Annotated in this window: 17 protein-coding genes and 2 tRNA genes; 17 read left to right on the forward strand and 2 right to left on the reverse strand. The window is 69.9% G+C overall.

What is annotated here, in order from left to right; all coding sequences use genetic code 11:
- Positions 1-78: 78 nt before the first annotated feature.
- Positions 79-273: a hypothetical protein gene (locus ABZ318_RS20210; RefSeq protein WP_190156661.1), complete on the forward strand. Its 195-nt coding sequence runs from the start codon at positions 79-81 to the stop codon at positions 271-273.
- 61 nt (positions 274-334) lie between these two features.
- On the opposite strand, the gene ABZ318_RS20215 is transcribed toward ABZ318_RS20210, so the two are convergent.
- A tRNA-Gly gene (locus ABZ318_RS20215) sits at positions 335-408 on the reverse strand.
- A gap of 132 nt (positions 409-540) precedes the next feature.
- On the opposite strand from ABZ318_RS20215, the gene ABZ318_RS20220 reads away from it, so the two are divergent.
- From ABZ318_RS20220 to clpX, 5 genes are all read left to right on the forward strand, one after another.
- Positions 541-617, forward strand: a tRNA-Pro gene (locus ABZ318_RS20220).
- Between the two features lie 171 nt (positions 618-788).
- A complete protein-coding gene (tig, locus tag ABZ318_RS20225) occupies positions 789-2,174 on the forward strand; it encodes a trigger factor (protein WP_356903839.1) in 1,386 nt (461 codons plus the stop codon).
- A gap of 240 nt (positions 2,175-2,414) precedes the next feature.
- Positions 2,415-3,032 (forward strand): ATP-dependent Clp protease proteolytic subunit, encoded by a 618-nt coding sequence (locus ABZ318_RS20230; RefSeq protein WP_356903840.1) that lies wholly within the window; start codon positions 2,415-2,417, stop codon positions 3,030-3,032.
- A 65-nt stretch (positions 3,033-3,097) separates the two neighbouring features.
- Entirely contained in the window at positions 3,098-3,760 is a 663-nt protein-coding gene (locus tag ABZ318_RS20235; RefSeq protein WP_352017587.1) for an ATP-dependent Clp protease proteolytic subunit, read from the forward strand.
- A gap of 174 nt (positions 3,761-3,934) precedes the next feature.
- Complete coding sequence (gene clpX, locus ABZ318_RS20240) at positions 3,935-5,218, forward strand: ATP-dependent Clp protease ATP-binding subunit ClpX (RefSeq protein WP_015033605.1); 1,284 nt, start codon at positions 3,935-3,937, stop codon at positions 5,216-5,218.
- 67 nt (positions 5,219-5,285) lie between these two features.
- On the opposite strand, the gene ABZ318_RS20245 is transcribed toward clpX, so the two are convergent.
- Positions 5,286-6,236, reverse strand: a complete 951-nt coding sequence (locus ABZ318_RS20245; RefSeq protein WP_356903841.1) for a hypothetical protein — start codon at positions 6,234-6,236, stop codon at positions 5,286-5,288.
- Positions 6,237-6,374: 138 nt separating this feature from the next.
- Between ABZ318_RS20245 and ABZ318_RS20250 the strand changes: the two genes are divergently transcribed.
- From ABZ318_RS20250 to ABZ318_RS20300, 11 genes are all read left to right on the forward strand, one after another.
- Positions 6,375-8,996 (forward strand): valine--tRNA ligase, encoded by a 2,622-nt coding sequence (locus ABZ318_RS20250; protein WP_356903842.1) that lies wholly within the window; start codon positions 6,375-6,377, stop codon positions 8,994-8,996.
- A 136-nt stretch (positions 8,997-9,132) separates the two neighbouring features.
- Complete coding sequence (locus tag ABZ318_RS20255; RefSeq protein ID WP_356903843.1) at positions 9,133-10,272, forward strand: ATP-binding protein; 1,140 nt, start codon at positions 9,133-9,135, stop codon at positions 10,270-10,272.
- A gap of 70 nt (positions 10,273-10,342) precedes the next feature.
- Complete coding sequence (locus ABZ318_RS20260; protein ID WP_356903844.1) at positions 10,343-11,845, forward strand: folylpolyglutamate synthase/dihydrofolate synthase family protein; 1,503 nt, start codon at positions 10,343-10,345, stop codon at positions 11,843-11,845.
- A 5-nt stretch (positions 11,846-11,850) separates the two neighbouring features.
- On the forward strand, positions 11,851-12,207 hold the full coding sequence (locus ABZ318_RS20265; protein ID WP_356903845.1) for a DUF4233 domain-containing protein: 357 nt from the start codon (positions 11,851-11,853) through the stop codon (positions 12,205-12,207).
- Positions 12,208-12,273: 66 nt separating this feature from the next.
- Positions 12,274-12,687, forward strand: a complete 414-nt coding sequence (gene ndk, locus ABZ318_RS20270) for a nucleoside-diphosphate kinase (protein WP_356903846.1) — start codon at positions 12,274-12,276, stop codon at positions 12,685-12,687.
- Positions 12,688-12,911: 224 nt separating this feature from the next.
- Positions 12,912-13,931 carry a rod shape-determining protein gene (locus ABZ318_RS20275; RefSeq protein ID WP_093876113.1) on the forward strand — a complete coding sequence of 340 codons (1,020 nt, stop codon included), beginning with the start codon at positions 12,912-12,914 and terminating at the stop codon, positions 13,929-13,931.
- Positions 13,932-13,996: 65 nt separating this feature from the next.
- Positions 13,997-14,986, forward strand: coding sequence for a rod shape-determining protein MreC (mreC, locus tag ABZ318_RS20280; protein ID WP_356903847.1), 990 nt, complete (start codon positions 13,997-13,999; stop codon positions 14,984-14,986).
- Positions 14,983-15,651 carry a rod shape-determining protein MreD gene (mreD, locus tag ABZ318_RS20285; protein ID WP_356903848.1) on the forward strand — a complete coding sequence of 223 codons (669 nt, stop codon included), beginning with the start codon at positions 14,983-14,985 and terminating at the stop codon, positions 15,649-15,651. The genes mreC and mreD overlap by 4 nt, the downstream gene beginning before the upstream one ends.
- A 54-nt stretch (positions 15,652-15,705) precedes the next feature.
- Positions 15,706-17,952 (forward strand): penicillin-binding protein 2, encoded by a 2,247-nt coding sequence (mrdA, locus tag ABZ318_RS20290; RefSeq protein ID WP_356903849.1) that lies wholly within the window; start codon positions 15,706-15,708, stop codon positions 17,950-17,952.
- 4 nt (positions 17,953-17,956) lie between these two features.
- On the forward strand, positions 17,957-19,156 hold the full coding sequence (gene rodA / locus ABZ318_RS20295) for a rod shape-determining protein RodA (RefSeq protein ID WP_356903850.1): 1,200 nt from the start codon (positions 17,957-17,959) through the stop codon (positions 19,154-19,156).
- A 19-nt stretch (positions 19,157-19,175) separates the two neighbouring features.
- Positions 19,176-20,690 carry a CYTH and CHAD domain-containing protein gene (locus ABZ318_RS20300; RefSeq protein ID WP_356903851.1) on the forward strand — a complete coding sequence of 505 codons (1,515 nt, stop codon included), beginning with the start codon at positions 19,176-19,178 and terminating at the stop codon, positions 20,688-20,690.
- The last annotated feature ends 14 nt before the right edge of the window (positions 20,691-20,704 follow it).

Genomic DNA, 20,704 nt, shown 5'->3' on the forward strand with positions numbered 1-20,704 from the left:
GATGGAGACAGCGGGGGGTGTTCCGAGACAGGGGCTCCCTGGTGGGCAAGGCGGGACCGACCGAGGGTGTGATCAGTTGTGGCCATTTCACTGTCTGTGGTGTTGCTGTTGGCGATCATCATGGTGGTGCTGATCCGCGGGGGAAGCCTCAAGGGCGGACCGGCCGTGGTCGCGGTCCTCTTCGGCTTCTTCCTCGCCTCCACCGGCATGGCCGACGACATCCAGCGCTTCCTGGACTCGATAACGCAGACGGTGGCCTCCATCAAGTTCTGACCACCCGGGAAACGACTCAGGGCCGGTCCGGAGAAGCTCTCCGGACCGGCCCTGACCTGCGTGGAGCGGGTGACGGGAATCGAACCCGCGTAGCTAGTTTGGAAGACTAGTGCTCTACCATTGAGCTACACCCGCACAGCGTCGCGCCGCAGGTCACGAGGACCGCGGCACGAGGAGCATGGTAGCCGGTCGGGGGGCTTTCGCGCACACCCGGAAAACAGGGGGCGCCGCACAGTCTCCGTCCATGTACCCTACGTGTCGCACCGACGGGGTGTGGCGCAGCTTGGTAGCGCGTCCGCTTTGGGAGCGGAAGGCCGTGGGTTCAAATCCCGCCACCCCGACCATGACGATCACGCGCCCACCTCGCGCGTCCTTGATCACGTTGTGGGCGTCATCCCGCTTGCGGTTACTATGCAAGCTGCGTGCCCGTGTGTCTTTCTGACCGGGCCGACCTGCCGGTACCGCTGCACGCGGCCCCGGTGGATTCCAGGAATCAGCCACAAGGAGACCGAACCGTGAAGAGCGCCGTGGAGACCCTGAACCCGACCCGGGTTCGGCTCACTGTCGAGGTGCCCTTCGAGGAGCTCAAGGACAGCCTCGACGCGGCGTACAAGAAGATCAACCAGCAGGTCACGGTCAAGGGCTTCCGCAAGGGCAAGATCCCGGCTCGCGTGATCGACCAGCGGTTCGGCCGCGGCGCCGTGCTGGAGGAGGCCGTCAACGACGCGCTCCCGAAGTTCTACACCGAGGCCGTCAACGAGGCCGAGGTCAACCCGCTGGGCCAGCCCGAGGTCGACATCACCGAGCTGAAGGACGGCGAGCTGCTGGCCTTCACCGCCGAGGTCGACATCCGCCCGACGATCGAGATCCCGGACTACTCCGGCATCGAGGTCACCGTCGACGCGGTCGAGGTCACCGACGAGGACGTCGAGAAGTCCGTGGAGCAGCTCCGCGAGCGCTTCGCCTCGACCTCCCCGGTCGAGCGCGCCGCCCAGGACGGCGACGTCGTCACCATCGACCTCGAGGCCAAGGTCGACGGCGAGGTCCTGCCCGACGGTGTCGCCCAGGACGTCTCGTACACCATCGGCTCCGGCGAGCTGCTCGACGGCATCGACGAGGCCGTCAAGGGCCTGGAGGCCGGCGGCGAGGCCACCTTCACCTCCCAGCTGAAGGGCGGCTCCGCCGAGGGCAAGGACGCGGAGGTCACCGTCAAGGTCAAGACCGTCGCCGCCCGTGAGCTCCCCGAGCTCGACGACGAGTTCGCGCAGATGGCGTCGGAGTTCGACACCCTCGACGAGCTCAAGGCCGACAGCCGCAAGCGCCTCGAGAACATGAAGCAGTTCGACCAGGCCACCCAGGCCCAGGAGCGCGTCCTCGACGAGCTCCTCAAGCTGGTCGAGGTCCCGATGCCCGAGAAGCTTCTCGAGGACGAGATCAACACCCGCAAGCACAACCTGGAGCACCACCAGCTCGGCCAGATGGGCCTCGACCTCGCGAAGTACCTGGAGATCCAGGGCAAGACCGAGGAGGAGTTCCTGGCCGAGACCAAGGAGCAGGCCGAGAAGGGCATCAAGACGCAGTTCATCCTCGATGAGCTCGTCAACAAGGAGAAGCTCGACGTCTCCCGCGAGGAGCTCACCGAGCACCTGTTCCGCCGTGCCGCCTCCTCCGGCATGAGCCCCGACCAGTTCGCCCAGGCCGTGGCCCAGGGCGGCCAGGTGCCGATGCTCGTCGGCGAGGTCGCCCGCGGCAAGGCCCTCGCGGTCGTCGTCGAGGCCGCCAAGGTCGTCGACACCAACGGCGAGGTCGTCGACCTCTCCGACGACGAGGACGAGGTCGAGGCCGCCGCCGAGGCCGTCGAGGCCGTCACCGGCGAGGCCGAGGTCTCCGAGGACAAGTAAGGGCCCCCGCCCCCGGCGGACCCCGTTCCACGGGCCCGTACGCACAGCTGTGCGTACGGGCCCGTGGACGTACCCGGACCCGCTCACACGCCTCCAACTACCTTGCGCTCCCAGCGAACAGTTCGGGAACCGGGATGGCGTTGTCCGACCTGCGCGTTAGGGTCCATGAATACGAGGGCACTGCCCTCAGAACAAGACGCTGAGACGGCTTGGGGCCGTCGGAGACGAGCAGGTGGATACGTGACGAATCTGAAGCCTTACGCCGCGGGTGAGCCGTCCATCGGTGGCGGCCTCGGCGACCATGTCTACAACCGGCTGCTCGGCGAGCGGATCATCTTCCTCGGCCAGCAGGTCGACGACGACATCGCCAACAAGATCACCGCGCAGATGCTCCTCCTGGCCGCCGAGCCGGACAAGGACATCTTCCTGTACATCAACAGCCCCGGTGGCTCGGTGACGGCCGGCATGGCCGTCTACGACACCATGCAGTACATCCCGAACGACGTCGTCACCATCGGCATGGGCATGGCGGCCTCCATGGGCCAGTTCCTGCTCACCGGCGGCACCCCCGGCAAGCGCTTCGCGCTGCCGAACACCGACATCCTGATGCACCAGGGATCCGCCGGCATCGGCGGCACCGCCTCCGACATCAAGATCCAGGCCGAGTACCTGCTGCGCACCAAGAAGCGCATGGCCGAGATCACCGCGCACCACTCCGGCCAGACCGTCGAGGCGATCATCCGCGACGGCGACCGCGACCGCTGGTTCACCGCGGAGGAGGCCAAGGGCTACGGCCTCATCGACGACATCATCACGCACGCCGCGGGTGTTCCGGGCGGCGGCGGCACGGGCGCCTGAGCGCCGGCAGCCCGCCGAAGAGCCCCAGCCCCCCGCCGAACGCCACCAGGACGGTGAACCCCCAGATGCAGAACAACCTCTCCCCGAGCGGCCTCTACACCGGCGCGCCGATGGACAACCGCTACGTCGTGCCGCGCTTCGTCGAGCGGACCTCGCAGGGCGTGCGCGAGTACGACCCGTACGCGAAGCTCTTCGAGGAGCGCGTGATCTTCCTCGGCGTGCAGATCGACGACGCCTCCGCCAACGACGTCATGGCGCAGCTCCTGTGCCTGGAGTCGATGGACCCGGACCGCGACATCTCGATCTACATCAACAGCCCGGGCGGCTCCTTCACCGCCCTCACGGCCATCTACGACACGATGCAGTTCGTGAAGCCCGACATCCAGACGGTCTGCATGGGCCAGGCGGCCTCCGCCGCGGCCGTGCTGCTCGCCGCCGGCACCCCCGGCAAGCGGATGGCCCTGCCGAACGCCCGCGTGCTGATCCACCAGCCCTCCGGCGGCACCGGCCGTGAGCAGCTCTCCGACCTGGAGATCGCGGCCAACGAGATCCTGCGGATGCGCAGCCAGCTGGAGGAGATGCTGGCCAAGCACTCCTCGACGCCGATCGAGAAGATCCGCGACGACATCGAGCGCGACAAGATCCTGACGGCCGAGGACGCCCTGGCGTACGGGCTCGTCGACCAGATCGTCTCGACCCGCAAGAGCACGGCCTCCGCGGAGCGCTGACGCCCGACCTTCCCTCGGCACGGTCCGCGCGGTCCGATCGGCCCCTGTGGCCGAATCGCGACCATGTGAACCGTGCCAAGGGGGGCCCGAACGGGGGGCCCGGCAAGGTACCGTCGAATATGAGGCACCAGGAGTCGCTGAACCAAGCGCTCCCAGGCGAAGGGGAAGCACCTCGTGGCACGCATCGGTGATGGCGGCGATCTGCTCAAGTGCTCGTTCTGCGGAAAGAGCCAGAAGCAGGTGAAGAAGCTCATCGCGGGACCCGGTGTGTACATCTGCGACGAGTGCATCGACCTCTGCAACGAGATCATCGAGGAAGAACTCGCGGAGACGAGCGAGGTGCGCTGGGAGGAACTCCCCAAGCCCCGCGAGATCTACGAGTTCCTCGAGGGGTACGTCGTCGGGCAGGAGCCCGCGAAGAAGGCCCTCTCGGTCGCGGTGTACAACCACTACAAGCGCGTCCAGGCCGGCGAGAACGGCGGCGCGCAGGGCCGTGACGACGCCATCGAGCTGGCGAAGTCCAACATCCTGCTGCTCGGCCCCACGGGCTCGGGCAAGACGCTCCTGGCCCAGACCCTGGCCCGCATGCTCAACGTCCCGTTCGCCATCGCCGACGCGACGGCGCTGACGGAGGCCGGCTATGTCGGCGAGGACGTCGAGAACATCCTGCTCAAGCTGATCCAGGCGGCCGACTACGACGTCAAGAAGGCCGAGACCGGGATCATCTACATCGACGAGATCGACAAGGTCGCCCGTAAGAGCGAAAACCCGTCGATCACGCGTGACGTGAGCGGTGAGGGCGTCCAGCAGGCCCTCCTGAAGATCCTGGAGGGCACGACGGCCTCGGTCCCTCCCCAGGGCGGCCGGAAGCACCCGCACCAGGAGTTCATCCAGATCGACACGACGAACGTGCTCTTCATCGTGGGCGGCGCCTTCGCCGGCCTGGAGAAGATCATCGAGTCGCGGGCGGGCGCCAAGGGCATCGGCTTCGGGGCGACCATCCGCTCCAAGCGCGAGATCGAGGCGAGCGACCAGTTCCAGGAGGTCATGCCGGAGGACCTGGTGAAGTTCGGGATGATCCCCGAGTTCATCGGCCGTCTCCCCGTCCTCACCTCCGTCCACAACCTGGATCGCGAGGCGCTCCTCCAGATCCTGGTCGAGCCGCGCAACGCGCTGGTGAAGCAGTACCAGCGCCTCTTCGAACTCGACGGCGTGGAACTGGACTTCGACCGCCCGGCCCTGGAGGCCATCGCCGACCAGGCCATCCTCCGCGGCACCGGCGCGCGCGGCCTGCGCGCCATCATGGAGGAGGTCCTCCAGTCGGTGATGTACGAGGTCCCGTCCCGCAAGGACGTGGCCCGCGTGGTCATCACGGCCGACGTCGTCCGCAACAACGTCAACCCGACGCTGGTCCCGCGGATCGTGAAGAACGACGGCAGGCACGAGAAGTCGGCCTGAGCCGCACGGACATGAAAGGGGCGCCCCGCCGGCCGGTGGGGCGCCCCTTTCGCGTGTGCGCCGCGGATCAGAGCTTGACGCGGACTTCCTTGCGGAGCTTGGCGGTGATGGCGGCGGCGTCCTCGGCGGAGCCGGCCGTGCCCGTCAGCAGCGAGGCGGTGTCGACCGGGAGGACCATGCCCACCGTGCTGTGGTCGGCCCACACGCACATCGTCAGAGTCATCGAGGGAACGCTGGCGGAGGGGTCGCCCTTGGTCTTGAGCTGCTGGCACTTCAGGACCGCGCCGTCGAGCTCGGCCGGCTCGTAGGCCTGCGGGCTGCCGATCAGTTCAGGCGCGTCCTTGTCGCTCTTGTTCTTCTCGGCCTCGGTCTTGCTGTAGGCGAAGATGGCGTCGACGACCTTCTCGGGGTCGTCGATCTCGCCGTAGAGGCCGTTGAGGGAGAGCATCTTGCTCGCGAGCGGGTTGGCCTTGTTCTCCACCTGCCAGGAGGCTTCGACCTCCTTGGCGTTCTTGACGCCGTTCTTCTCGGCCTCCTTCAGGGACTCCTTGTCGGAGGAGCCCCCCTTGTTCGGGGCCTTCTTGTACTCGCCCAGCACCGTCTCCGGCGTGATCAGCTTGTGCGGGCCGTCGTCCGCGACCGAGCCGCCGCCCCCGCCCAGCACGAAGTACGCGCCCACGCCGATCGCCGCGACCACCGCGACCGCGCCGATGATCCAGCCCGCCTTCGACTTCTTGGGGGCCGGGGGGTGGGGCACGTAGCCGCCGGGGCCCTGCGGGGCGCCGTACTGGGGCTGCTGGCCGTAGGGGCCGGGCTGCTGGGGCTGCTGCGGGTAGCCGTAGGGCGGCTGCTGCGGCGGGACGCCCTGCGGGGCCTGCTGGGGGTATCCGTAACCCGGCTGCGGAGCCTGCGGCTGGCCGTACGGGCCCGGCTGCTGCGGCTGCTGGCCGTACGGGCCCGGCTGGCCGTAGGGACCGGGCTGCTGGCCGCCGTACGGGCCCGGCTGGTTGTAGCTCATGGACAGGTTCCCCTCACAGGATGTTTATGTCTGCCGAACATCCTGGCGGAACCGTCGGCCGGTAAGTGCGGCGGGGCCCACACCGTTACCGAACCAAAGCGTTTCAGGACAGGACCGCGACACCCCTAAACTGACCCCGTGACCGAGAACACTCAGCAGCAGACAGCGCCCACCACCGAACTGCCGACCCAGTACGCGCCGGCCGAGGTAGAGGGGCCGCTGTACGAGCGCTGGGTAGAGCGCGGCTACTTCGAGGCGGACGCGAAGAGCGAGAAGCCCCCGTACACCATCGTCATCCCGCCGCCGAACGTCACCGGTTCGCTCCACCTGGGCCACGCCTTCGAGCACACGCTGATCGACGCCCTCACCCGCCGCAAGCGCATGCAGGGCTTCGAGACGCTGTGGCAGCCCGGCATGGACCACGCCGGCATCGCCACCCAGAACGTCGTCGAGCGCGAGCTCGCCAAGGAGGGCAAGTCCCGCCACGACCTGGGCCGCGAGGCGTTCGTCGAGCGCGTCTGGCAGTGGAAGGCCGAGTCCGGCGGCCAGATCTCCGGCCAGATGAAGCGCCTGGGCGACGGCGTCGCCTGGTCCCGCGAGCGCTTCACCATGGACGAGGGGCTCTCCCAGGCCGTCCAGACCATCTTCAAGAAGCTCTACGACGACGAGCTCATCTACCGCGCCGAGCGCATCATCAACTGGTGCCCGCGCTGTCTGACGGCCATCTCGGACATCGAGGTCGAGTACCAGGACGACGAGGGCGAGCTCGTCTCCATCCGCTACGGCGAGGGTGACGACTCCCTGGTCGTCGCCACCACCCGCGCCGAGACGATGCTCGGCGACACGGCCGTCGCCGTCCACCCCGACGACGAGCGCTACAAGCACCTGGTCGGCAAGCAGATCAAGCTGCCGCTGACGGACCGTACGATCCCGGTCGTCGCCGACACGCACGTCGACCCCGAGTTCGGCACCGGCGCCGTCAAGGTGACCCCGGCGCACGACCCGAACGACTTCGAGATCGGCCAGCGCCACAACCTGCCGAACCTCGCCGTCATGGACGAGCGCGCGGTCATCACCGTCCACGGCCCCTTCCAGGGCCTGGACCGCCTGGAGGCCCGCTCCGCCATCGTCGCCGCCCTGCGCGCCGAGGGCCGGATCGTCGCCGAGAAGCGTCCGTACGTCCACTCCGTCGGCCACTGCTCGCGCTGCAAGACCACCATCGAGCCGCGCCTGTCGATGCAGTGGTGGGTCAAGGTCGGCCCGCTCGCGAAGGCCGCCGGTGACGCGGTCCGCGACGGCAAGGTCAAGATCCACCCGCAGGAGATGGAGAAGCGGTACTTCGACTGGGTCGACAACCTGCACGACTGGTGCATCTCGCGCCAGCTGTGGTGGGGCCACCGCATCCCGGTCTGGTACGGCCCGAACGGCGAGGTCGTCTGCGTCGGACCGGACGAGCAGCCGCCGACGGGCGAGGGCTGGCACCAGGACACGGACGTCCTGGACACCTGGTTCTCCTCCGGCCTGTGGCCGTTCTCCACGCTCGGCTGGCCCGAGCGGACCGAGAGCCTCGAGAAGTTCTACCCGAACTCCGTCCTGGTCACCGGCTACGACATCCTCTTCTTCTGGGTCGCCCGGATGATGATGTTCGGTCTGTACGCGATGGACGGCACCCCGCCGTTCCACACCATCGCCCTGCACGGCATGGTCCGTGACCAGAACGGCAAGAAGATGTCGAAGTCCTTCGGCAACGTCGTCAACCCGCTGGACTGGATGGACCAGTACGGCTCCGACGCCGTCCGCTTCACCCTGGCCAACGGCGCCAACCCGGGCGTCGACGTCCCGATCGGCGAGGACTGGGTCAAGGCCTCCCGGAACTTCGCCAACAAGATCTGGAACGCGACCCGCTTCGCCCTGATGAACGGCGCCACGATCGAGGGCGAGCTGCCCCCGGTCGAGCAGCTGTCGGCGACCGACCGCTGGATCCTGTCCCGCCTCAACAAGACCGTCGCCCAGGTCGACGCGTACTACGAGGACTACCAGTTCGCGAAGCTCAGCGACGCGCTCTACCACTTCGCGTGGGACGAGGTCTTCGACTGGTACGTCGAGCTGTCGAAGACCACGTTCTTCGCCGGCGGCGAGCAGGCCAAGGTCTCCGGCCGGGTCCTCGGCGAGGTCCTGGACGTCATGCTGCGGCTGCTGCACCCGATCGTCCCGTTCGTCACCGAGGCCCTGTGGACCACGCTGACCGGGCGCGAGTCGCTCGTCATCGCCGAGTGGCCGAACGACAGCGGCTTCCGCGACGACGCCGCCGAGGCCGAGATCGAGAACCTCCAGCAGGTGGTCACCGAGGTCCGCCGCTTCCGCGCCGACCAGGGCCTCCAGCCCGGCCAGAAGGTCCCCGCCCGCCTGGAGCTCGACGGCACCGCGCTCGCCGCGCACGAGGCCGCCATCCGGCAGCTCCTGCGCCTCCAGCCGGAGGGCGAGGGCTTCTCCGCCACCGCCTCCCTGCCGGTCGCCGGTGCCACCGTCGCGCTCGACCTCTCGGGCACGATCGACGTCGCCGCCGAGCGCAAGCGCCTCGCGAAGGACCTGGCGGCGGCCGAGAAGGAGAAGGCCCAGGCCGAGGGCAAGCTCGGCAACGAGGCCTTCCTCGCCAAGGCCCCGGACAACGTGGTCGACAAGATCCGCACCCGCCTCGCCAAGGCGGACGAGGACATCGCCCGCATCCAGGCCCAGCTGGCGAACCTGCCGCAGGCCTGATCCGTACGGAGGAAGGGGCCCGGAACCGTCTCGCACGGTTCCGGGCCCCTCCCCTTTGTCCGTTTGTGGGTGACATCACGCGACTTGTGACCGAAGTCCAGGAGCCCGGGACCGAAGACCCGGGATGATGGAGGACATGCTCCGCCTCCCCACCCTCCCCGCGCTCCGCCGCCGCGTGGAGCGGTGGGCCGGCTCGCCCCGCGCCCTCGACGTCGTCGCCGCGCTCTTCGCCTTCGGCCTGATGCTCCTGGACGTGCCGGGGCTCGCCCGCGCCGACAACTCCCTCACCGGCGTCACCGCGACCCTCGTCCTCGCGGGCGGGGCGGCCACGCTGGTGCTCCGGCGGCGGCTGCCGTGGCTCCCGTACGCCGTGGCGCTCGGCCTGATGGGCTGGCTGCACGAACTGACCATGATCCAGTTCGCGCTGTACTCGATCGGCCGCTACCGGGGGCGGCGCGCCGCGGTCCTCGCGACCCTGCTGTACGTCGCCGTGGCGTACGGCTACTTCCTGACGCCCGGCTGGCCCGCCGAGCACGGCGAGACCGTCAGCGACTTCCTCAGCCTGGTCGTCCCGATCGGCGTCCTCGCGGCCGGCGTCGGCATCGCCGCCTACCGGCAGGACCTCGTCCGCGCCCTGGAGGCCCAGCGCCGCGAGGCCGCCGCCCGGCAGGCCGTGCAGGAGGAGCGGATCTCCGTCGGCCGGGACGTCCACGACCTGGTCGGCCGCGAGCTCACCGTCCTCGCGGTGCGGGCCGAGGTCCTCGCCGTACGGGCCAGGGGCGAGGCCCATCAGAAGGACTTCGAGGAGCTCGCGGACACCGCCCGGCGCGCCCACCTCATGCTCAACGAGACGATCGTGCGCCGCGCCGACCGGGACGCCTCGACGCCCGGCCTCGAAGGGCTCCCCGAACTCGCCGGGGAGAGCGAGCGCATGGGCGGCCCCGTCGACCTCACGGTCGCCGAGGAGGCCAAGGCGCTGTCCCCGCTCCGGCAGGCCGCCGTCCACCGCGTCGTCCGGGAGTGCCTGACGAACGCCGCCAAGCACGCGCCGGGGCTCCCGGTGAAGGTCGCGATCACGGTCGAGGGGCCCGATCTGCGGATCGAGGTGCGCAACCCGCTGCCGAAGAGCCCGCCGGACCCGGCGCCCGTCTCCACCGGCACCGGTCTGTTCTCGATGGAGGAGCGGGTCACCAGCATGGGCGGCACGCTGCGGGCCCGCCGGGAGGACGGCGCCTACGTGGTGACGGCGCTGCTCCCGACGGGGCGCCGGCGATAGCCCGGCGGACCGAAAGTCCCGAAAGGGGTGGGTCCGCCGTCCTGTCGGCACCGCTCCGTAGACTGGCCTCGTGAGTGAGCCGAGCGACCAGAGCGACGACCAGTTCGACGACATCGTCGACACCGAGACCCAGCGTGACCCCGACCTGGCGGTGATCGAGGCCGGCAGCCGCACCCTGCGCACGCAGGGCGGACCGCCCCAGGGCGACCCCGTGCCCAGCCGTCCCGAGGACCCCGAGCTGGACAAGGCGCTGCGCGAGGTCGAGACCGAGCTGTCCACCCGCTGGGGCGAGACCAAGCTGGAGCCCTCCGTCAAGCGGATCGCGGCCCTGATGGACGTCCTCGGCGAGCCGCAGCGCGCGTACCCCTCGATCCACATCACCGGCACCAACGGCAAGACGTCGACGGCCCGCATGATCGAGGCCCTGCTCGGCGCCTTCGAGCTGCGCACCGGGCGCTACACCTCGCCGCACGTGCAGACCATCACCGAGCGGATCAGCCTGGACGGCGCCCCGATCTCCGCCGAGCGGTTCATCGAGACGTACCAGGACGTCAAGCCGTACGTGGAGCTGGTCGACGCCCGCGAGGAGTACCGCCTCTCCTTCTTCGAGGTCCTCACCGGCATGGCGTACGCCGCCTTCGCGGACGCCCCGGTCGACGTGGCGGTCGTCGAGGTCGGCATGGGCGGCACCTGGGACGCGACGAACGTCATCGACGCCTCCGTCGCCGTCGTCACCCCCATCGACCTCGACCACACCGACCGGCTCGGCGGGACGACCGCCGAGATCGCGAGCGAGAAGTCCGGGATCATCAAGCAGGGCGCGACCGTCATCCTGGCCCAGCAGCCGGTCGACGCGGCCCAGGTCCTGCTGAAGAAGGCCGTCGAGGCGGACGCGACCGTGGCCCGGGAGGGCATGGAGTTCGGCGTCGCCTCCCGCGAGGTCGCGGTCGGCGGCCAGCTCCTCACCCTGCGGGGCCTGGGCGGCGAGTACGACGAGATCTTCCTGCCGCTGCACGGCGCCTACCAGGCGCACAACGCCGCGGTGGCGCTCGCGGCGGTCGAGGCCTTCTTCGGGATCGGCGCCGAGCACGCCAGGACCCTGGACGTCGACACCGTCCGCCGGGCCTTCGCCCAGGTGGCCTCGCCGGGCCGTCTGGAGATCGTCCGCTCCTCGCCGACCGTCATCCTGGACGCCGCGCACAACCCGCACGGCGCGCGGGCGACGGCGGAGGGCATCAGCGAGGCCTTCGGCTTCTCCCGGCTCATCGGCGTGGTCTCCACGAGCGGGGACAAGGACGCCAAGGGTCTCCTGGAGGCCTTCGAGCCGATCTTCGCGGAGGTCGTGATCACCGCGAACTCCAACCCGCGGGCCACCGACGTGGACGCGCTCGCCGCGATCGCGGTCGAGGTCTTCGGCGAGGACCGGGTCGTCGTCGAGCCGCGGCTGCCCGACGCCATCGAGGCGGCCATCACCCTCGCGGAGGAAGAGGCCGAGTACGGTGGCGCGGGTGTCCTCGTGACCGGTTCGATCTTCACGGTCGGCGACGCCCGGCTGCTGCTGCGAAGGGGCTGAACCCGATGCGTGTGCTCTGTTCCTCGACCCTCATCGGCGAGTTCTTCGTGATCGGCTTCGCCGGGCTCGTCGCCATGAAGGACGACGGCCTCGCGACGTCCACCGTCTGGTGGGTCTGCGGCGTGGCCATGGTCGTCTCGGTGCTGCTGTGCGGGATGATCACCCGGCCGGGCGGGGTGCAGCTCGGCTGGGCCCTGCAGGCCGGTCTGATCCTCAGCGGCTTCGTCGTCCCCACCATGTTCTTCCTCGGGGCCGTCTTCGCCGGTCTGTGGTGGGCCTCGGTGCACTACGGGCGGCGGATCGACAAGGTCAAGGCCGACTGGGCCGCGGCACATGCCTCGGCAGGGCCTGACGCTGCGTAATCGCGGGACGTGCGGGCCCTGTAGCCTCGGAGGTCCCGCACACCGCTTTTCCGAAGGAGTTCCCCCGTGAGCCAGCGATCGCTCGTCCTGCTCAAGCCCGACGCCGTCCGCCGTGGCCTGATCGGCGAGATCATCGGCCGCATCGAGCGCAAGGCCGGATGGGCCATCACCGCCCTGGAGCTGCGCGAGCTGGACCAGGACACGCTGGAGCAGCACTACGGCGAGCACAAGGGCAAGCCCTTCTACGAGCCGCTGATGGGGTTCATGCAGTCCGGTCCGGTCGTCGCGCTCGTCGTCGAGGGCGAGCGGGTCATCGAGGGCCTGCGCACGCTCGCCGGCCCGACCGACCCGATCGCCGCCGCGCCGGGTTCGATCCGCGGTGATTTCGGCACCATCGTCCGGGAGAACCTGATCCACGCCTCGGACTCGGAGGAGTCCGCCACGCGCGAGCTGAAGATCTTCTTCCCGGGTCTCGTCTGAGCCGTTCGCTGACCCGGTGTCAGCCGATCGGCACAACCCTGTGGGGCGACCGAAGGAATTCGGTCGCCCCCAGGCATATGAACGCCAATCCCGGGAACGGATCGCCGCGTCCTACCGTCACCAGATACAGAGGTGGACCAACGCGCGGCATCCGCGCGGGCGGCACTACGATGGAAAACTCCACGCCGCACCACTCTCAGCCATGGGAAATCAAGGGGAACTCAATGTCGTTCATCGGCCGTGACATGGCTGTCGACCTCGGGACCGCCAACACGCTGGTGTACGTCAGGGGTCGAGGCATCGTTCTGAACGAGCCGTCAGTCGTCGCCATCAACACCAACACCGGAGGCATCCTCGCGGTCGGCGCCGAGGCGAAGAAGATGATCGGCCGGACCCCCGGCAACATCGTCGCCGTACGCCCGCTCAAGGACGGTGTGATCGCCGACTTCGAGATCACCGAGCGGATGCTCCGCTACTTCATCCTCAAGATCCACAAGCGTCGCTACCTGGCCCGCCCCCGCGTCGTCGTCTGCGTGCCCTCCGGCATCACCGGAGTGGAGCGCCGCGCCGTCATCGAGGCGTCGACCCAGGCCGGCGCCCGCCAGGTGCACATCATCGAGGAGCCCATGGCGGCGGCCATCGGCGCGGGTCTCCCCGTCCACGAGGCCACCGGCAACATGGTCGTCGACATCGGCGGCGGCACCACCGAGGTCGCCGTCATCTCCCTCGGCGGAATCGTCACGGCACAGTCCATCCGGGTCGCCGGCGACGAGCTGGACAACGCGATCATCCAGCACATCAAGAAGGAGTACTCCCTCCTCCTCGGTGAGCGCACCGCCGAGCAGATCAAGATCACCATCGGCTCCGCGTACGACCTCGACAAGGACGAGCACACCGAGATCCGGGGCCGCGACCTGGTCTCCGGCCTGCCCAAGACCGTGGTCATCTCCGCGGCCGAGGTCCGCAAGGCCATCGAGGAGCCGGTCAACGCGATCGTCGACGCCGTGAAGACCACCCTCGACAAGTGCCCGCCGGAGCTCTCCGGTGACGTCATGGACCGCGGCATCGTTCTCACGGGTGGCGGCGCCCTGCTCCGCGGCCTCGACGAGCGCCTCCGGCGCGAGACCGGCATGCCGATCCACATCGCCGAGGACCCGCTGGACTCGGTGGCGCTCGGCTCCGGCAAGTGCGTGGAGGAGTTCGAGGCCCTCCAGCAGGTCCTGGACGCCCAGCCGCGCCGCTAGAACCGCACCACCCGCAGTAGTACAGCCGAACAACCGAACCACGAGGAAAGGCACGGCCGCCGCACGTGAGGGACACACGAGAGAGCCGGCTGCTCCTGGTGCTGCTGATCGCCATCGCGTTCGCACTGATCACGGTGGACATCCGCGGCGGTCAGGAGTCACCCGTCGACGGTGCCCGACAGGCCGCAGCGGCGGTCTTCGGGCCGGTCGAGAACGGTGTGGCGGCCGCCGTCGATCCCGTCGGCAACGCCATAGGCGCGGTACGGGACTCCGGCGAGCGGCACACCCGGATCGCCGCCCTGGAGAAGGAGAACGCCGAACTCAAGGCGAAGCTCGGCAGCGACGACCGCAACCGCAGTCGGCTGCGCGAGCTCGACGCCATGCTCAAGACCGCCGGCGCCGGACAGTACGGCATCAAGGGCGCCCAGGTCATCGCCATAGGAGCGGCCCAGGGCTTCTCCTGGACCGTCACCCTCGACATCGGCGCCCGCGACGGCATCGAGCGCGACATGACCGTGCTCAACGGCTCCGGGCTCGTCGGCCGCGTCACCACCGTCGGCCCCTCCACCTCCACCGTCCTCCTCGCCAACGACCCCGACTTCACCGTCGGCACCCGCATGGAGAAGAGCGACGAACTCGGCTTCGCCACCGGCCAGGGCGACGGCCCCCTCCTGGTCCAGCTCCTCAACGGCAAGGCCAAGGTCAAGCCCGGCGACCGGCTCGTCACCTTCGGCTCGCGCGCCGACAAGCCCTTCGTGCCCGGCGTCCCGGTCGGCGAGGTCGTCCGCGTCGACCCGTCGGGCGGCGGCCTGACCCGCAACGTCTACGTCCGCCCGTACGTCGGCTTCACCAAGCTCGACATCGTCGGCGTCGTCGTCCAGGCCCCGCAGTCCGACCCGCGCGACACGGTCCTGCCGCAGAAGCCCAAGCCCGCCCCGACCGTCACCGTCACGGTCACACCACCGCCACCGGACGGACAGCAGACGAACCAGCAGAAGCCGAACGACGGTCAGGACCAGCAGGCGCAGCAGGACCAGGAGGACGCGACACCGTGAAGCTCAACCGCATCCTCCTCTCCGCCGCCCTGATCGTGGTGGCCCTGGTCGTCCAGGTCTCCGTCCTCGCCCGCCTCCAGCTCCCCGGCGCCGTCCCCGACCTCGTCCTCCTCACCGTCGTCGGCCTGGCCCTCGTCCACGGGCCCGTCAGCGGCTCCCTCGTCGGCTTCACCGCCGGCCTCCTCTCCGACCTCGCCCCGCCCGCCGACCACGCCGCCGGCCGCTACGCCCTCGTGCTCTGCGTCATCGGCTACCTCGTCGGCCTCGCGAAGCCGGACAACGGCCGGCTCACCTCCGCGACCGGCCCCATGGCCGTCGTCGTCGCCGCGGCCATCGGCTCCACGCTCCTCTACGCGGGCGTGGGCGCCCTCGTCGGCGACACCGCCGCCCGCCATGTCGGCCTCGGATTCCTGCTGTTCACCGCGGCCGTGTACGACCTGCTCCTGGCGCCCTTCACGGTGCCGCTCATCATGGCCCTCGCCCGCCGCGCCGAGAACGACCCGCTCGCCGACACCAGCGGCGGCAACGGCGTCGACGTCGCCTCCGGCTGGCTCTCCTCCGGCACCGGCCTGAGGATCGGCGCCCAGCGCGGCGGCCTGCGCGTGAAGGCCGCCCGGAGCCGCGCCTCACGCGCCGGACGCATCAAGGGAGTCAAGCGACTGTGACGACCGGACGCATCAAGGGAGCCGAGCGACCGTGACCGAGGGGGCACCGGCAGTATGAGCAACATCCCCGAGACCGGACGGACCCCCCGGGTCCAGATCAGGCTCGTCGTCATCCAGATCCTCGTCTTCTCCCTGCTCCTCACCCTGGGGGGCCGGCTCTGGTACCTCCAGATCCGCAACGGCAAGGAGTACACGGACGAGGCGAAGAACAACCACGTCCAGCAGGTCGTCCAGCCCGCCGTCCGCGGCTCGCTCCTCGACGCCCGCGGCGTCCCGCTCGCCGACAACGAGACCCGGCTCGTGGTCTCCGCGTCCCGCACCGAGCTGATGAAGATGAAGGACCGGGGCAAGGCCGTCCTCACCCGGCTCGCCGACGTCCTCGACATGAAGCCCGTCGACGTCGTCAACAAGATCCGGCTCTGCGACTCCAAGACGCCCAAGCCCTGCTGGAACGGTTCGCCCTACCAGCCGATCCCCGTCACCGACGAGGCCACCACCCAGCAGGCCCTCCAGATCCGCGAGCGCGCCGAGGACTTCCCCGGCATCACCGCCGAACCCACCGCCGTCCGCCGCTACCCGGCCCCCGGCAAGTCCCGCACCTCCCAGGTCCTCGGCTACCTCTCGCCCGTCACCGACGAGGAGATCGAGAAGGCCAAGGACACCGACTCGCCGTACCTGCGCTCCGACATGGTGGGCCGCTCCGGCCTGGAGCGCACGTACGACAAGGAACTGCGCGGCAAGGCCGGCGTCACCCGCTACGAGGTCGACAACCTCGGCCGCGTCATCGGCCAGGCCAAGAACGACCCCGCCGTGCCCGGCTCCAACGTCGTCACCTCCATCGACGCCCGCGTCCAGGCGGTCGCCGAATGGGAGCTGCACAACGCGATGGTCGAGGCCCGCAAGGTCGTCGACCGCAACACCAGCGAGAACTACAAGGCCGACTCCGGCGCCGTCGTCGTCATGGAGGCCAAGACCGGCCGGATCGTCGCCATGGCCTCGCAGCCCGACTACGACCCCAACGCCTGGGTCGGCGGGATCTCCGCCAAGGACTACGCGGCCCTCACCGGCAAGGACTCCAACTTCCCGCTGCTCAACCGGGCCATCCAGGGCCAGGCCGCCCCCGGCTCCATCTTCAAGGTGGTCTCGACCGCCGCCGCCGTCCAAGCGGGCTACGACTTCGACGGCCGCTACCCGTGCACCAGCTCGTACTCGATCGGCAGCCAGGTCTTCAAGAACTTCGAGTCGCAGAACCACGGCCCCATCAGCCTCGGCCGCGCCCTCGAAGTCTCCTGCGACACCGTCTTCTACGCCCTCGCCCACCAGCAGTGGATCAAGGACGGCGGGATGAAGCCGAAGAAGAACCCGGGCGACTGGTTCTACAAGACGGCCCATCAGTTCGGCCTCGGCGCCGAGACCGGCATCGACCTCCCCAACGAGGTCACCGGCCGCGTCCCCGACCGCCAGTGGAAGCAGAAGTTCTGGGAGGCCAACAAGGACTGGTGGTGCAAGTACGGCAAGAAGGGCGGCACCTACGTCCAGCAGCTCTCGTACGAGAACTGCCTGGAGGGCAACCTGATGCGCGCCGGTGACTCCGTCAACTACTCCATCGGACAGGGCGACACCCTCGTCACCCCCATCCAGATGGCCACCATCTACGCCGCCATCTCCAACGGCGGCACCCTGTGGAACCCCACCGTCGGCAAGGCCGTCATCAGCCCCGACGGCAAGAAGGTGCACGAGATCGCGCCCAAGTCGCACGGCAGGCTCCCCTTCGACGCCGCCACCCGCGACTTGATAGACGAAGCCCTCGCGGGAGTCGCCACCCGCGGTACCGCCGCCTGGCGATTCGCCCAGGTCGGCTGGCCGCAGGACAAGATCCCGATGCACGCCAAGACGGGTACCGCCGAGGTCTACGGCAAGCAGACGACCTCCTGGTTCGCCACGTACACCAAGGACTACGCGATCGTCATGACGATCTCCCAGGGTGGTACCGGCTCCGGCGCCTCCGGCCCCGCCGTGCGCAACATCTACGACGCGATCTACGGACTCGACGACGACGGCAACCAGGACCTCAAGCGGGCCCTGCTGCCGCAGCCGCAGAAGGCCCTGCCGAAGATCGAGGCCGACGGCTCCATCGACGCGCCGAAGATCAAGCCGTACGACCCGGAGGCGCAGAAGGTCGACGAGACCAAGCCGAAGTCCGAGGACACCCAGCCGCCGGCCGACCCCGCGACGCCCACCAGGAAGCCGGACGACGACCAGCAGCTGGCGGGCCCGCCGGCCACCCGCGGGAGGCTCTGAACAGATGACGGCACCCCACGGCTTCTCCGTCTCCCGGTACGCACCCGAGCGCGGCACCCTCGCCAGGCTGACCGCCCGCGACTCGGTGCTCCGCCGGCTCGACTGGCCCATACTGCTCTCGGCGCTCGCCCTCTCCGGCGTCGGCTCGCTGCTCGTCTGGTCCGCCACCCGCGGCCGCACCGAGCTCAACCAGGGCGACCCGTACTACTTCCTCTTCCGGCACCTGCTCAACACCGGCATCGGCCTCGCCCTGATGATCGGCACGATCTGGCTCGGCCACCGCACCCTGCGCGGCGCGGTGCCGATCCTCTATGGCCTGTCGATCGTGCTGATCCTCGCCGTCCTCACCCCGCTCGGCGCCACCATCAACGGCGCCCACGCGTGGATCGTCATCGGCGGCGGCTTCTCCCTCCAGCCCAGCGAGTTCGTGAAGATCACGATCATCCTGGTCATGGCGGTGCTCCTCGCCGCCAAGGTCGACGCCGGCGACCAGCTCCACCCCGACCACCGCACCGTCGCCAAGTCCCTCGCCCTGGCCGCCCTCCCCATGGGCATCGTCATGCTGATGCCCGACCTCGGCTCGGTCATGGTCATGGCGGTCATCGTGCTCGGCGTGCTGCTCGCCTCCGGCGCCTCCAACCGCTGGGTCCTCGGCCTCATCGGCGCCGGCGTCGTCGGCGCGTTCCTCGTCACCGCGCTCGGCATGCTCGACGAGTACCAGATCAACCGCTTCGCCGCCTTCGCCAACCCCGACCTCGACCCCGCCGGCGTCGGCTACAACACCAACCAGGCCCGCATCGCCATCGGCTCCGGCGGCCTCCTCGGCGCGGGCCTCTTCAAGGGCTCGCAGACCACCGGCCAGTTCGTCCCCGAACAGCAGACCGACTTCGTCTTCACGGTGGCCGGCGAGGAACTCGGCTTCGTCGGCGCCGGCCTGATCCTCGTCCTCCTCGGCGTCATCCTCTGGCGCTCCTGCCGGATCGCCCGCGAGACCACCGAGCTCTACGGCACGATCGTCGCGGCCGGCATCATCGCCTGGTTCGCCTTCCAGTCCTTCGAGAACATCGGCATGACGCTCGGCATCATGCCGGTCGCCGGCCTCCCACTGCCGTTCGTCTCCTACGGCGGCTCGTCGATGTTCGCCGTGTGGGTGGCCATCGGACTGCTCCAGTCGATCCGCGTACAACGCCCGATGACGGCGTGACGACGGCTAGATTCGAGGTATGGCCGAGACGAAACGCGAGATCGAGCGGAAGTACGAAGCCACCGGGGAGACCCCGCCACCGGACCTCACCGGCGTCCCCGGGGTCTCCGAGGTCGTGGACCGGGGCGTCATGGAACTCGACGCCGTCTACTACGACACCCCCGACCTCCGGCTGGCGGCCGACGCGGTCACCCTCCGCCGCCGCACCGGCGGAAGCGACGCCGGCTGGCACGTGAAGTTCCCCGTCTCCGCCGGAGTCCGCGACGAGATCAGAGCCCCGCTGAGCGACACCCTGCCCGGTGAGCTCGCGGGGCTCCTGCGCTCCCGCGTCCGCGACGCCGAGATCGTCCCGGCCGTCCGCCTCCGCTCGGCCCGTGACGTCCGCCACCTCCTCGACGCCGACGGCACCCTCCTCGCCGAACTCTCCGTCGACACCGTCCACGCCGAACGCCTGCCCGAAGGCGCGGTGGCCACCTGGACCGAGATCGAGGTCGAACTCGCGGACGACATCGACCCCGCCCTCCTCGACGCCGTCGAGAAACGCCTCCGCAAGGCCGGCATCCGCCCCTCCGCGTCACCGTCCAAACTCGCCCGGGCCCTCGCCGAGACCGGCTCGGAGCCCCAGCCCGCCCCCACCGCCGGGAAGCCCGGCACCGCCGGCGCCGCCGTCCTCGCCTACGTACGCGAACAGGCCGACGCGATCGTCGCGCTCGACCCCGCCGTACGCCGCGACCTGCCCGACGCCGTCCACCAGATGCGCGTCGCCTGCCGCCGGATGCGCAGCGCCTTCAAGACCTACCGCAAGGTCCTCGACCGGAACATCACCGACCCCGTCGGCGACGAGCTGAAATGGCTCGCCGGAGAGCTCGGCGTCGCCCGCGACCAGGAGGTCCTCGACGCACGACTGCGCGCCCGCGTCGCCGACCTCCCACCCGCCCTCATCCTCGGCCCCGTCGAGGCCCGGCTGCGCCGCCGGGACGCCGCCCTCGCCAGGAACGCCCGGCACCAGGCCCTCGCCGCCCTCGACTCCGCCCGCTACCTCACCCTCCTCGACACCCTCGACGCACTCCTCGCCGACCCGCCGCTGCGCAAGGCCGCCCGCCGCGACGCCGGCCCGGTCCTCGCCCGCGCCGTGATCAAGGACCACGACCGCCTCGGCGGCCGGATCGAGCACGCCCTCTCCCTCACCCCCGGCCACGAGCGCGACCTCGCCCTCCACGAGGCCCGCAAGGCCGCCAAACGCGCCCGCTACGCCGCCGACGCCGCCCGCCCCACCCTCGGCAAACCCGCCAAGCGGCTCTCGAAACGCGTCAAGGCCGTCCAGTCCCTCCTCGGCGAACACCAGGACGCCGTCGTCGCCCGCGCCGCCCTCCGGGAATTCGGGATCATGGCCCACGGCGTCGGCGAATCGGCCTTCACCTGGGGACTCCTGTACGGCCGCGAGGAGGCGGCGGCCGACGCGGCCGAGCGGGAACTGCCCGGGGTCTGGGCCCGCGCCTCGGCCCCGGGGCTCACGGCGGCTCCGACCCGCTGAGCACCGGGGTACGC

The sequence above is a fragment of the Streptomyces sp. NPDC006197 genome (assembly GCF_040613865.1).
In the GTDB taxonomy this organism is placed as follows: Bacteria; Actinomycetota; Actinomycetes; order Streptomycetales; family Streptomycetaceae; genus Streptomyces.

Coding starts and splice junctions, on each gene's coding strand:
- rodA (WP_356903850.1), top strand. CDS start 17,957: ATGACGGCACCCCACGGCTTCTCCGTCTCCCGGTACGCACCCGAGCGC.
- ABZ318_RS20245 (WP_356903841.1), bottom strand. CDS start 6,236: ATGAGCTACAACCAGCCGGGCCCGTACGGCGGCCAGCAGCCCGGTCCC.
- ABZ318_RS20265 (WP_356903845.1), top strand. CDS start 11,851: ATGCGTGTGCTCTGTTCCTCGACCCTCATCGGCGAGTTCTTCGTGATC.
- ABZ318_RS20300 (WP_356903851.1), top strand. CDS start 19,176: ATGGCCGAGACGAAACGCGAGATCGAGCGGAAGTACGAAGCCACCGGG.
- ABZ318_RS20235 (WP_352017587.1), top strand. CDS start 3,098: ATGCAGAACAACCTCTCCCCGAGCGGCCTCTACACCGGCGCGCCGATG.
- ABZ318_RS20255 (WP_356903843.1), top strand. CDS start 9,133: ATGCTCCGCCTCCCCACCCTCCCCGCGCTCCGCCGCCGCGTGGAGCGG.
- mrdA (WP_356903849.1), top strand. CDS start 15,706: ATGAGCAACATCCCCGAGACCGGACGGACCCCCCGGGTCCAGATCAGG.
- ABZ318_RS20275 (WP_093876113.1), top strand. CDS start 12,912: ATGTCGTTCATCGGCCGTGACATGGCTGTCGACCTCGGGACCGCCAAC.